The sequence below is a fragment of the Bacillus sp. DU-106 genome (genome assembly GCF_004799705.1).
Lineage (GTDB): Bacteria > Bacillota > Bacilli > Bacillales > Bacillaceae_G > Bacillus_A > Bacillus_A cereus.
The window spans coordinates 4,008,001-4,021,274 of the sequence record NZ_CP026607.1 but is presented as its reverse complement, the minus strand read 5'-3'; the positions used below and the strand labels follow the sequence as shown (position 1 = coordinate 4,021,274).

Genomic DNA, 13,274 nt, shown 5'->3' with positions numbered 1-13,274 from the left:
GTTTAACTCTTAGCTTTTTTCATTAGAAAGGCTTCTAATCGGTCGCAGCCTTCTTTTAAAGTTTCGATACTATACGCATAGGACAAGCGAAGGTAGCCTTCACCGTATTCAGAGAATGCTGTTCCAGGAACTACAGCTAGTCCCGCTTCTTTGACAAGATCAAGTGCAAAATCAAATGATGAAGATGTCAAATGACCAACATATGGGAATAAGTAAAATGCACCTGTTGGCTTTTCAACTGTTAATCCCATTTGAGTGAGTCTATTATATACGTAATCACGGCGTTTTTTATATTGGTGGCGCATCATTTTTGGTGCGTCTTTAGCTGCTGTTAATGCTTCAATTGCAGCGTATTGAGCGATTGAAGTAGCACACGTTACATTGTATTGATGAACTTTTAATATGTGTCCTGCTAAATAGCTTGGTGCAAATAAAAGTCCAACACGCCAGCCAGTCATAGAATGTGATTTAGATAAACCGTTAATGACAATTGTCTTTTCACGCATTTCTGGGAAATGAGCGATAGATGTATGCTTTTGTTCATATACAAGCTCGCTATAAATTTCATCTGAAAGGACGAAAATATTTTTATCTTTTAAAACATCTACAATATCTTTTAGCTCTTCTGTTGATAAAGTTACACCAGTTGGATTAGAAGGATACGGTAGTACGATACATCTTGTTTTTTCTGTAATAGCATTTTTAAGCGCTTCAGCTGTTAAACGAAATCCAGTTTCACGAACATCTACAAAAATAGGCGTTGCACCGCATAATCGAATAATGGGTTCGTAACCTGGATAAATAGGAGCAGGTAAAATTACTTCTGTTCCTGGCTCTAAAATCGTTCGGAATGCAACATCAATTGCTTCGCTAGCACCGATTGTAACGATGGTTTCGTTTTCAGGTGAGTAATGTAAATCGTAGTTATCTTTTACGAAGTTACAAGCTGCCTTACGTAATTCTAGTAAACCAGCGTTATGTGTATAGCTTGTATAGTTTTCTGTAATAGCCCGTTTTGCCGCTTCTTTCACGAGAGAAGGTGTAGGGAAATCGGGTTGTCCAATTGTTAAAGAAATCAAATTATCATAGTTTTGAATCATGTTAGAGAATTGACGGATTCCAGAAATTTGGATATCCTTCACTCTAGGGTTAATGAATTGTTCCATTGTATCTCCCTTTCTTCCGTTTGAAAATTAAGTTCATTTTATCATATTTTCTATGATTACGCTTTGTATATGTTATTTAGAAAGAGAGAGAAAAGAGAAAAAAAGCCGCTATAAGCGACTTTTTAATATCCGTATTCCCAATCTATTTCATCTTCATTCCAGAGTACAGAGGATACCTTGCCAAGGTGAACAACTGATTCGTTCACAGCACATGTGCAGTTTTCTTCTCCCGCTTTATGCTGTAACTCTTCATATACTGATTTTTCAACATTTTCTAGAACAACCAAATTTTCTTCTTTTAAAACAAGCGTAGTACCCGCCATATTTATCTTCCTCCTACTAAAGTAATGATCACTTATTTGTAAACATAGATAGTATGGATTATATGCTGTATTTTGCTATAGTTGTCCGTCTAAAAAAGTATTTTTATATTTTCTTTGTAATCCGTATTCATTGTATACTGCACGAAGGAAATTTGGTACAGGGTTTACAATCATTTCGAAAATCTGTAACAATTATTATGAGTTGTTAACAAAGAATTAACAAATATGTTAAGAAAAATCAAAATTTTAAAACAAATACACCTATAAAATGATATAATCATATCAAAATACATATAGGGGATGAGAGGTTATGGAGCTTATCCGTGATTTATTGATTCAAATTGCCATCATAATTTTGCCACTATTTTTATATGAAGCGATTCGTTTAAATCGCTATCAAGAAATGCCTCCGAAGCCAAATCGTTACTTTATTATGTTTTTATCTAGCGTTACGCTCGTTCTCTCCATGACATACTCTATTTGTTTTGGCAATGTGTGTGGGTATAACTTTCACCCCATTCCAATTGTCAGTGGTTTTTTATATGGTGGGATTGTTGGTTTAATCCCAGCGGTTATTTTTGTTGCATATGAATGGTTACTAAAGGGAATGAGCTTTCTTCCAGTTTTAGAAGTAATATTTTTATTGATAGTTCCGCTATTTTTATCAAAGAAATGGTCTCTTTTTTCAAGGGATAAGAAATTAATTTTAGCATTTATGATTTCATCATTTTATGTGCTTGTTTCTTTAGTATTAGGCATGATTAATGTTCTTTTGGAAACAGGATTTACACCGTATATTTCGCAAATATATAGCGGATTTATATTTGCCTCGCTTATCATGGTCATGACAATGGTATTTCAGGTGTATTTAACTGAATATTTAAATGAAAATGCATTGCTACGTACAGAGATGCAAAAATCAGAAAAGCTTAATATTGTAAGTGAGTTAGCAGCAAGTGTGGCACATGAAGTTCGAAATCCACTAACTGTTGTTCGTGGATTTATCCAATTGCTAGAAAGTACGGAAGATGTGAAGAATAAGGATTATATGCGTCTCGTATTAGCTGAATTGGATCGGGCGGAACAAATTATTTCAGATTACTTAAATTTAGCAAGGCCGCAAATTGAGAAAAAAGAACACATTTGTTTATCAGCCCAATTAATAGAAATGACCACTCTCATGTCGTCATTTGCAGCGATGCAAGGTGTATATTTACAAGTTGAAATTTCAGAAAGTCTTTATACGATTGGTGATAAGACAAAATTGAAGCAAGCTATTATGAATGTTGTTAAAAATGGTATTGAAGCAATTCAAGGAAATAAAGGATATTTAAAAGTAACAGCTATTCAAAAAGACGAAACAATCATAATAAGAGTTAAAGATAGTGGTGTTGGTATGACGAATGAACAGTTAGCAAGGCTTGGGCAACCATATTATTCTTTAAAAGAAAAAGGGACAGGATTAGGACTTATGGTAACATTTAGTATTTTACAAGCGCATAATGGTACATTGGAATATAAGAGTGAAAGTGGAAAAGGCACTGAAGCAATTATTATATTACCAGCTGTACAAAATAAGGAATAAAAGTTACCGATGAAAGGTAACTTTTTATTTTATATTGTTTATTCATTTGTTTTTTCTTGTTTTGCTCGGCTAAATAAACTTTTAAATGATTGAAAGAAGCTTTGCTCTTTTGAGGCAGCAACCATTCTTTTTGTTTCTTGAATTTCTCGAATAACTTGCATAAGCTGTGCATCACGGTTACTGTCTTTATTATAAATTTGACTAACAAGTTTATTCATTTTTTCTTCCTGTTTGGATTCTCGTTTATACATATGATTCATTAATAAGTCCATCTTTTCTTTTTGCAGTGCATCTGTTTGAGCGGCGTGATCGACTAACTCTTGAAGCATTTTTTCTTGAGAGCCTTCTTTTACATAAACTTGTTGCATCAATTCGTCTAGTTTCTCATCCTTTAAACGATTTTGTGTAATTAAAGTAGAATTTTGATGAATAATTGCCTCATTTAATTGAGCTAGCATTTCAAGTTTTAACATGAACTCCTCAAAGTTACGCCCATCTTCTTTTTCTTTCGTTTGTATCTCTTGCTTATCTTGTATAACTGGTACAGGTGGGGCCTCTTTTTCTTTTAAAATAATCGGTATCGTTTCTGAAATATCTTCTTGTAATGTAGCAGCTCTTTCGTGTATAGATTTCAATAATTTTAAATCATCAAGTTTATAAATACGAGCATCAGCTGTTTTGGAAATCATATAACCATGTTCTTCTAACAGTTGACTATATTTGCGAACTATATGTTTTGGGATGCCTGTTTTATTCGTGACATCTTTTGTTTTATAGGTAGCTTCCATCATATTTCCTCCCCAAAAAGTATCGTATATATCATTTCAATCTTTTATGAGGACTTCCTTTGAAAAAGAATGTCGGAAGGCTATTAGTTTTCTACAGCATTAGTGAAAAAATGAAAATTTTTGGCGGAATGGCAAGGAATAACTAAAATAATGTCTGAAAACATATACAGGAGAAGTTTGTTATAATAACGGAGGAAAAGAAACTGGTAGAAACATGGAGGTATACATGAAGCAATTAAAAGGTATTATCATTTCAATTATCGCAATTCTGTCTATTTTAGTAGCAGTTTATGAAGTACTTGTGCCAGAGGAAACAAGTGTAAAGAAAACGAATACGTATGATCAAGTGTTAGAATTTCCGAAAGAACGTTATCCAGAGACAGGAAAACATATTACGGATGCTATAAAAGAAGGGCATTCAGAAGTTTGTACAATCGATCGTGGTGGTGCTGCAGATAGAAGGAAATTGTCGTTAGCACCATATCCATCAAAAAAAGGGTATGATCGTGATGAATGGCCAATGGCGATGTGCAAGGAAGGCGGAAAAGGAGCACATATTGAATATATAAGTCCGGCGGATAACCGCGGAGCAGGTTCTTGGGTAGGGAATAAGTTAGATAAATACCCAGATGGTACGCGAGTAAAATTTGAAGTGAAGTAGTAGTTGTATATTTCATAATGAAGGAGAAGGGGAACTATGGAGTTAACGATTTCTTATTCGCAATTAATGTTGATGAACTATGACGGTGAGCAGCCTTATGTAGATTGGACTGATGAAGATTTTGAAAGAGGTTATGCTAAGGCAGATGGAACTGTTATTTTTGAAGCACTTTCTGATTATACTTGTGAAGTGAAAGTGACCCCAGGGAAACATATTGAAAAAGAAGAAGTAGTTAGAACGATTACGGTTCCTTTTACAGTTGAAAATGAAAGTATCGTTATAACGAGTATTCTTTCTAATAAATTTCAAATACCTATTCCAAATGGTGAGTATACAGTTGTATTACAAGCAATTCCTCTTGAAGAGCCAACGGATGATGAATTATATAAAATACAATATGAATTCTTTTTTGAAAGTAAAGAATAAAAAATGGGTTATCCTGAGAAAAGGATAACCCATTTTTGTTATGCGTTTGTTTTTAAAAGGGAACGAGCATCTTTCGCTGCTTGCACCATATGTTCTAAAGCTGGAATAACTTCTTCTGTTCTTCTCGTTTTTAAACCACAATCAGGATTAATCCAGAAATATTTAGGATCACATACTTCTAAAGATTGTTCTACGATTTTATACATTTCATCTTTACTCGGTACACGTGGGCTATGAATATCATATACACCTAGGCCGATGCCTTTTTCATATGTTGTATGTTTTAATGTATCAATAAATTCTCCGTGACTTCTTGATGTTTCGATAGAAATTACATCTGCATCTAATGCGCGAATCGCGTCAACAATATCTTCGAAGTTACTGTAACACATATGAGTATGAATTTGTGTTTCATTTGCTACAGAAGAAGTTGCTAAAAGGAAGGATTGTACTGCCCATGTAATATAAGCATCCCAATCTTTTTCTTTTAGTGGCATTCCTTCACGAAGTGCGGGCTCATCGACTTGGATTACTCTAATTCCGGAAGATTCAAGTAGTTCAATTTCGTGACGAAGAGCTAGTGCAATTTGATACGAAACTTCTTTTCTTGGAATATCATTTCGAACGAAGGACCAATTTAAAATTGTAACAGGTCCGGTTAACATTCCTTTTACAACTTTCTCTGTTAAGCTTTGCGCATAAACTGTTTCCTTAATAGTCATGCCGTTAATAAAGGCTACATCACCATAAATAACAGGTGGTTTTACGCAGCGGGAACCGTATGATTGTACCCAACCGTTTTTAGTGAATGAGAAACCAGCAAGGCGCTCACCAAAATATTCGACCATGTCAGTTCTTTCAAATTCACCATGTACAAGGACATCAAGCCCAATTTCTTCTTGGTAACGAATCCATTTTTCTGTCTCTTTTTCAATAAATTGTTCATATTGTTCATTTGAAATAACACCGTTACGCCATTCTTTTCGCGTTTGACGAACTTCAGTTGTTTGCGGGAAGCTACCAATAGTCGTTGTTGGTAATAGCGGTAACTCTAGAGCAACTTGTTGTAATTCGTATCGTTTTTCAAATGGAAGAGGACGTGAAAAATCTTCTTCTTTTAGTGCTGTTCGTGCTGCTTTGACATCTTCTCGGTTACGTGCAGCAGATGAACGAATTGTATGATGTACGTTTCGATATGTTTCCAGCTCATTACTAATGCTTTCTGTACCTTGAGTGAGAGCGGAATGAATAAGAACTAATTCTTCTAATTTTTGATTTGCAAATGCTAACGCATCAAACAGCTCAGTCGATAAGTGAGTTTCTTCTGTTTTATCGATTGGTGTATGCAATAAGCTACAAGAAGGCTGAACGATGATATCTTTCGTTTGGACTTGTTTTTGTAACGTTGTAAATAACTCAAGAACTTCATCAAGGTCAGCTCTCCAAATGTTACGGCCATCTATACAACCGACAGCTAAAGTTTTATCAGCTGGGAATCCATATTTTGAAATAGCATTTAGATTACCTTCTTTACCATGAATGAAATCTAATCCAATACCGGATACCGGGAATGTAATAATTTCTTCATAGTTTTCTTCTACGCTATCAAAATATGTTTGTAAAAGAAGAGTCGCATTTGGAACCTCTTTACGAATAGCTTCATAAATTTCTTTTGCTTGTTGAACTTCTTTTTTAGTTAAAGAAGCGAAAATCGGTTCATCAACTTGAATGGCTGGTGCACCAGCTGCATGTAGTTCTGAAAGCAGTTGTACGTAAGGTGCAACTAACTGTTTTAAAATGGTAGGAAATTGTTCTTGTGTATAGCCTTTAGCTAATTTTAAGAAAGTATATGGTCCTAAAATAACAGGCTTTCCATCTACTCCTAATTCTTGTTTTGCCTCTTCGTATAAGCGAAGTGGACGATTATCTTTTAAAGAGATTTGTAATCCCTCTTCATATTCAGGAACGATATAGTGATAGTTTGTGTTAAACCATTTTGTCATTTCGGAAGCTACGTGATCTTTAGAGCCACGCGCCATTGCGAAATATACATCAAGGTAAGATGTAAACTCAGAAAAACGTGATGGAATAAATCCTAGCATATAGGCAGTATCCAAAACGTGATCATAATATGTAAAGTCGCCAATTGGAATGAGTTCAATCCCTTTTTCTTGCTGTACTTTTACGTGTTGAAGGCGAATTTCTTTCATTGTTGTTAAAAATTGTTCTTCATCGATTTTATTGGACCAAAAAGCTTCCAATGTTTTTTTCCACTCTCGTTGTAGTCCGATACGTGGATAACCTAAGTTACTTGTTTGAATTGCCATTTTAAATTCCTCCCTAATTGAAAGTAAGCATTTCCGTTTACTAGGAAATACCTATAACAAAAAGTACAAAGACATAGAAAATAAGCCTTCCTTTTTGTTTTAACACCTCATCATCATCCGTGAATCTATCAGTGTTGTTAAAACAGGCAGGTCTCCTGACTTATGCTTCATATAATTTCTTTTACCTTCCCGTTTTCACAGTGGCACCAAAAAGAAATCTCAGCATTTACAGTGGCGGGACCGTGTTGGAGTTTCACCAAGCTTCCCTTTTAAACACGAAACAAAACTTTCGTGTACCTATTTTCCTTTTGAAAGGAATTTAACAAGCGATATGATATTGAAACAAATTTTAACATAATTTTTGGAATTTTGTCTACTGTTTTAAAATAAGAAAATTCTAAAGTTTTTATTTCTTAGTATTCTGACTTTTTGTATTCTGGAGTAACGAATAATATTACAGTATGAAAAGAGAAATTGAGCTATGAAAGAAGTAGGGATGTCTTCTTTCATAGCTCAATCTTCATCTATAGCAACTTCTGAAAGTCGGCCTGCTATAGCATCTTTAAGGAGGGTGTTTAGCCATTGTAATTCAACTGTAATATGCTCAATTACACTTTGCAAAATATATAGTTGTGCACGTGGAACCTTTCCTTTATTACAATCATATATCGTTTGCATAGTATGTAAATATTGAAGAGTATCGTTTTTCTTTTTTTCTAAAATAGGAACTAATTCGTGATCATTGCTAAAGTGAGCGAAAGATAAGGCTGAATAAATAGGTTTATATATTTGGTTTTTGGCTTCGAATTGTTTTAATAGTAAAGTGTGGAATAGTTTTTTGCCTTCTTCTGTTATATGAAAAATCGTTTTGTCAGGTCGATTTGTGTCTCTAATTACACTTGTAATATGAATTGCCCCTTGCTTTTCTAATTGCTCGAAGGCGTAATAAAGTGATCCTTTAGCATATTTAATGTAACAATCCATTTGTCGTTCTTTCATAATATGCTGCACTTCATATGGATGTTTATCTCCTTCGAGTAGCAAGCCGAGAATGACTAATTTCATGCTCATGCTGTCTCAACTCCTGTATATAAAAACTTTATCCATATTATAAACGGCATATCCTTTTTCATAAAGGGATATGCCGCTTCTTTTTTATATTAACTAACTTGCTTTTGTTTTTCTTTCTTTTTAGGGCCTGTAAAGAGGCGTTCATTTCCCATAAGTAAAATACAAATAATACTTAGTACAGCCGGGATGAGTGCCCAGAAGAATGTGTTCGCAATAGATGTAGCGAGAGCTTCCTTAATACCCGCTAATATTTCAGCAGGAATTTTTGCGGTAGCGCCTGGTGATAATAAGAAACTTGTGTCTCCGCCTTTTGGAGCTAATTTTGCTAGTTCAGGGGGGAATACAGAGTTTAGTTTATCTGTAAAAATATGATTTTGAATTGTACCAAAAATCGTTACACCAAGAGTCATACCGAGTGATCGGAAGAATGAGTTTGTTGATGTCGCCGAACCACGGTCCCGCATTTCCAACTTGTGAATAGAAGACATACTTAATACTGAGAATGAGAAACCAACACCAAGCCCAGCGAGAATCATAAATAGTGTTACGAGTAAACGAGGTGTGTCCATTGTTAAAGTACTTAATAAATAAATACCAAGAACGAAGAAGACACCAGATACCATCATAATGTTACGATAGCTTGTTCGAGAAGCTAATTGTCCTCCCGTTTGACTTCCAATTACAGAACCAACCATCATTGGTGTTAAAATTAATCCAGCATTAGAGGCGGAACCTCCAAGGACGCCTTGAATGAAGATTGGAATATAAACTGTACAGATAATGAAAGCGGCACCATAGAAAAAGGCAACTCCTTGACTAGCTGCGAATAAAGGTTTTTTAAATAGATGGAATGAAATAATAGGCTCGGTTGCTTTTCGTTCTACAAAGAAGAAAATAATAAGCGTAATAACTACTGTTGTAAATAAGCCAATAATTACAGTAGAATTCCAGGCATATTCCTTACCACCAAGTTCTAATGCGAACATTAAGCAAACGATACTTATGACAAGTGTAATAGCACCAGCCCAATCAATTTTTTGTTTTCTAAATTCTAGAGACTCACTGTAGTATTTAGTAATGAAGAAAAAGGAGATAAGTCCTAATGGAATATTGATATAGAAGACCCAATGCCAACTTATATAGTCTGTAATATAAGCACCTAATAAAGGACCGAATACACTAGATGTCCCGAAAACGGCACCGAATAGTCCTGTCATCTTCCCGCGTTTTTCTGGTGGGAAGATATCGTACATAATTGTGAAGGCGATAGGCATAAGGGCACCACCACCGATCCCTTGAATAGCTCTATAAATACTTAATTGCTCAATGCTTGAAGCTGTTCCGCAGAGCGCAGAACCGAATAAGAAAAGAATGAGGCCACCAATATAAAAACGTTTCCGCCCGTACATATCAGAAAGTTTCCCGAAGATAGGCATCCCTGCCATTGTTGCTACCATATAAGCTGATGTGACCCAAACAAACTTATCAAATCCTCCCAGGTCTCCAACGATTGTTGCCATTGCGGTTGCAACGATTGTATTATCCATTGCGGCCATTAATATACCAAGCAGTAAACCAGCAACAACAAATTTTGTCTTGTTGGCTTCTTTTTTTAATGGTGGAGTTTCCAAATATAACCCTCCTTTAGAAATAAGTAAACTATATTAAATTTTGAGTGCAGTGGATAAAAAATTTAAATGTATAGTTGATGTTAATTTCTTTTCCATAAGTGCACTTATATGCCATAAAGAATATTATAGTCAAATTTGACTATAAGGCAAATTTTTTCTTCCGTCAAAATATTCTTTCGTATGAGTAGAGAACGAGTGAGCCATACGAATATTGCTATGAAGGGAATGAAGTAAATTGTAAAAAAATTTCATAAAGAACACCTTCTGTTAATAGATGAAAAATGGTTTTTTCTTCATATTGTCGAATAGGATAAAAGGAAGAGAAATATTAAACATTGCTTGTAGCAAGCTTTAGGAATTTGGGGAATTCATTGTGTGTATGTTACATCTGAAATGAGGTGAATATATATTATGAAAATATGGGGACGAATTTCGGATACAGGAAAGTATTCAATACCGCTACAACCAGTATTGTGGATTGACGGATCGAAAAAGGAAAACGAATTTCCTCAAGTAGCCGTTACATTACAAATTGGTAGTATGTATACAGAACAATTTTCGTATGAATTGACCTACGATGTAAACGACATACTTATTATGAGAATTGAAGTGGAAAATAAAGGGGTAGAAATGATTTCGAGAGTTGTTGTAAGTCATATGATTCGAGATTACTTTGCTTATATTCCTAATTCTTTAAAAGTTGATAAGGGGATAAGTGAGTTTTTATTCCAGCTTGTTAGATGGCGAATTGATGATTTGTTACCGAATGAGAAGGTGGAACTACGTTGTAAAATAAAAGCTAATAAAGATAAAGCTCTTAAACAAACATTCTTTCAGGCTACATATACATTTCAAGATAAAGAGATATCATATGGCCCACTGCAAACAAATGAAGTTGTTGTGCGTCAATGATAAAAAGGAACCTGTACAAAAGGTTCCTTTTTTAGTGAAGGTTGTGTTTTTTGAGTATTTTCTTTTGCTCCATTCCTTTTTTTCCTACATAGTTATTTTTGTAGCCAAAGTATAGAATAAATAAAAATGAAACAACATTAACAATAGCGTCGATTTGATCGTTTGTAATAAAGTGTATCCCGAAAGAGGTAAATAATAATTTTAATGATAATAGAAAACCAGCTAGCAAACGCATAGCATCTGATAGATTCTCTTTTTGTAGCATATAGATTACTCCTTTCTATAAAAGTTATATATTATATATATGAAATAGAGTAGAAAAGGTATACAAGCTTAAGCAGAAATGTACATTGCATATGTACATTTTTTATTTTGTAGAAAAACATTATTGATATAGAAACATATATTGGTATAAAAGGGGGAAAAGTATGAAACATAAAGGGAAAATTAGTGGATTATTGCTTGGCAATACTGTGGCAGTTACAGAATGGATTGCACTTCAGGATGTAATTGCAAAACTGGATTCACGATCATTTTATACCGTCTTTATTATTTATATATTGCAAATGATACTAAGTTATTATTTTGGACATTGGTACGATAAAAGAACAAACGAGCGTATGGGTATGGAAGTAGGAGGAATGGCAAGCAATGATTTTGTTGTTGATTTTTTTGGGAAAGTAGCTGCTTTATCTGAAAGAGATTCTCGTAATATTACAGTGTACATTCTTTCTGTAAAAGAATGGGAAGGGTTAAAAGACACGTTGCAAGAAAAAAAGTTGGGAGTGTTAGTACAAAAATTAGAGAGTACCATTGTAAAGACAATTCGGAAGGGCGATGTTGTTACAAAGTGGGATGAAAATAAGTACGTTATTGTAGCAATTGATAATGGTCATGAAACATCAACAATAACAAAACGATTAATGAAAAATATTGAAAGTGAAATAGAAGGTGATTTACTCAGTATCACTCTTTTATTTGGAGCAGCTAGCTATCCAGTAGAAGGAAAAACGTTTGAAGAACTGTTGAGAAAGTCGCAAAATCAATTGTACCAGTATAGAAATTTGCAAGAAAATGAGTGAAGCTTTGATTTGAAGATATATGATAGGAAGATGTTTTATTTGTAACATTTTTTTGACTTTTATTACAAAAAAACGCCACATTTGTAATAAAAGTCTTTAAAAATATATGAAATAAGCATATAATTATGATGGTAGTGCCAATGCAATTTGCACAGTGTGTTTTATTTTAAAAGTGTAGAGGAAAGCAAGCTCTACACTTTTCCTTTTTAGGAAATGAAAAGAATATTTGTAAGTTGTTGCGAGATATCGATTGTACTGTGTAAAATGAACAAAGAGATTAATTGATAGAAAGCTGGAAAGGGAATGATAGACGTGAGAGCGGAGCGATCACCTTTTATCAGGTGAACTATTATAGTCTTATTAAGACTGAGGTGAAATTCCGTGGATATTAAAGTAATACATAGTGTGAACAGGCCTTAAAAAACACGAAGTAGTATACTTAAAAATGGATATGGAATTGCTAAATAATTCAAAAAGAATAATGTAATATCAAGTAATAATTTGTACAAACAATATTAATGATCTTCGTAAAAAAGATGCGAGTGTATAGAACAATTACATATTTTATAACTTTTTTATATTACACGATGGTCGTTTATAAGTAGGAGGAAGAGATGTTGAAATATAGTAAATTAGCAATTGTAACTACATTATCAATGATTTTATTAGCCGGTTGTTTCGGTCCGAAACCAGAAGAAGAATTATATGTAGCGTTTGAAAACGCTGCTAAACAAGAAAAAACAATGTTTGAAGATGCAAAAAAACTTGAGACTTTAGAGAAAGAAGGACAAGAATTATATAACCAGATTGTTCAAGAAGGAAAAGATAATAATCAAACTGTTAAAGAAAAACTGAATCAAGCAGTGAAAAATACAACTGAACGAGAAAAAGTGCTTACAAAAGAAAAAGAAGTTTTAAATAAAGCGCAAGAAGAAGTGAAGTCAGCTGATAAGTATGTGAAGAAAATTGAAGATAAGAAATTGAAAGATCAAGCTGATAAAGTGAAAAGCACGTATGAGAAACGCCACGATTCATTTAATAAAATGTATGACAGCTATAACAAATCTTTAAAACAAGAAAAAGAGTTATATACAATGTTACAAGATAAAGGTACTAAATTAAAAGATATTAGTGAAAAAGTAAAAGTAGTAAATCAATCTTATAAGGATATTGAGTCAGAAAAAGATAAATTTAATGAATTTACAAAGTCTTATAATACAGAAAAAGTAGCTTTTTATAAACAAGCAAATATTAAAATTAAAGAAGAGAAAAAATAAAACAGTTTGGCCTACACTTGGCCAA

13 protein-coding genes and 1 riboswitch are annotated in these 13,274 nt (G+C 33.8%); of the genes, 6 read left to right on the top strand and 7 right to left on the bottom strand.

Translation table 11 applies throughout. The features are described from left to right. Positions 1–2: 2 nt before the first annotated feature. Positions 3–1,166: an aminotransferase A gene (locus tag C3Y97_RS20255; RefSeq protein ID WP_000434578.1), complete on the bottom strand. Its 1,164-nt coding sequence runs from the start codon at positions 1,164–1,166 to the stop codon at positions 3–5. A gap of 122 nt (positions 1,167–1,288) precedes the next feature. After that, positions 1,289–1,489 (bottom strand): hypothetical protein, encoded by a 201-nt coding sequence (locus tag C3Y97_RS20250; protein ID WP_000929280.1) that lies wholly within the window; start codon positions 1,487–1,489, stop codon positions 1,289–1,291. Between the two features lie 310 nt (positions 1,490–1,799). Here C3Y97_RS20250 and kinB point away from each other — a divergent pair, with 310 nt between their 5' ends. After that, the gene (gene kinB, locus C3Y97_RS20245) at positions 1,800–3,074 is read left to right on the top strand and encodes a sporulation sensor histidine kinase KinB (RefSeq protein WP_000420370.1); all 1,275 of its coding nucleotides are present in this window, start codon (positions 1,800–1,802) and stop codon (positions 3,072–3,074) included. A 38-nt stretch (positions 3,075–3,112) separates the two neighbouring features. Here the strand turns inward: kinB and C3Y97_RS20240 are convergent, their stop codons facing one another. Continuing rightward, on the bottom strand, positions 3,113–3,862 hold the full coding sequence (locus C3Y97_RS20240; RefSeq protein WP_000388471.1) for a DUF3967 domain-containing protein: 750 nt from the start codon (positions 3,860–3,862) through the stop codon (positions 3,113–3,115). A gap of 226 nt (positions 3,863–4,088) precedes the next feature. On the opposite strand from C3Y97_RS20240, the gene nucA reads away from it, so the two are divergent. Both nucA and comJ read left to right on the top strand, forming a co-directional pair. Next, positions 4,089–4,523 (top strand): DNA-entry nuclease, encoded by a 435-nt coding sequence (gene nucA, locus C3Y97_RS20235; RefSeq protein ID WP_000811494.1) that lies wholly within the window; start codon positions 4,089–4,091, stop codon positions 4,521–4,523. A 36-nt stretch (positions 4,524–4,559) separates the two neighbouring features. Continuing rightward, entirely contained in the window at positions 4,560–4,949 is a 390-nt protein-coding gene (gene comJ, locus C3Y97_RS20230) for a competence protein ComJ (protein ID WP_000424030.1), read from the top strand. 38 nt (positions 4,950–4,987) lie between these two features. Here comJ and metE read toward each other — a convergent pair whose 3' ends face one another. From metE to C3Y97_RS20215, 3 genes are all read right to left on the bottom strand, one after another. After that, positions 4,988–7,276: a 5-methyltetrahydropteroyltriglutamate--homocysteine S-methyltransferase gene (gene metE / locus C3Y97_RS20225; protein ID WP_001007608.1), complete on the bottom strand. Its 2,289-nt coding sequence runs from the start codon at positions 7,274–7,276 to the stop codon at positions 4,988–4,990. 128 nt (positions 7,277–7,404) lie between these two features. Next, positions 7,405–7,592, bottom strand: a riboswitch (cobalamin riboswitch). A gap of 197 nt (positions 7,593–7,789) precedes the next feature. Then, a complete protein-coding gene (locus C3Y97_RS20220; RefSeq protein ID WP_000062067.1) occupies positions 7,790–8,347 on the bottom strand; it encodes a PadR family transcriptional regulator in 558 nt (185 codons plus the stop codon). Positions 8,348–8,436: 89 nt separating this feature from the next. Continuing rightward, a complete protein-coding gene (locus C3Y97_RS20215) occupies positions 8,437–9,903 on the bottom strand; it encodes an MDR family MFS transporter (protein WP_440046573.1) in 1,467 nt (488 codons plus the stop codon). A gap of 486 nt (positions 9,904–10,389) precedes the next feature. Between C3Y97_RS20215 and C3Y97_RS20210 the strand changes: the two genes are divergently transcribed. Next, on the top strand, positions 10,390–10,890 hold the full coding sequence (locus C3Y97_RS20210; RefSeq protein WP_000708120.1) for a hypothetical protein: 501 nt from the start codon (positions 10,390–10,392) through the stop codon (positions 10,888–10,890). Between the two features lie 31 nt (positions 10,891–10,921). Here the strand turns inward: C3Y97_RS20210 and C3Y97_RS20205 are convergent, their stop codons facing one another. Further along, positions 10,922–11,155: an SPP1 phage holin family protein gene (locus C3Y97_RS20205; protein WP_000939448.1), complete on the bottom strand. Its 234-nt coding sequence runs from the start codon at positions 11,153–11,155 to the stop codon at positions 10,922–10,924. 163 nt (positions 11,156–11,318) lie between these two features. On the opposite strand from C3Y97_RS20205, the gene C3Y97_RS20200 reads away from it, so the two are divergent. Together C3Y97_RS20200 and C3Y97_RS20195 are read left to right on the top strand one after the other, a co-directional pair. Further along, a complete protein-coding gene (locus tag C3Y97_RS20200; RefSeq protein ID WP_063220780.1) occupies positions 11,319–11,972 on the top strand; it encodes a diguanylate cyclase domain-containing protein in 654 nt (217 codons plus the stop codon). Positions 11,973–12,586: 614 nt separating this feature from the next. Further along, positions 12,587–13,249 carry a YkyA family protein gene (locus tag C3Y97_RS20195; protein WP_000922498.1) on the top strand — a complete coding sequence of 221 codons (663 nt, stop codon included), beginning with the start codon at positions 12,587–12,589 and terminating at the stop codon, positions 13,247–13,249. Positions 13,250–13,274 lie beyond the last annotated feature (25 nt).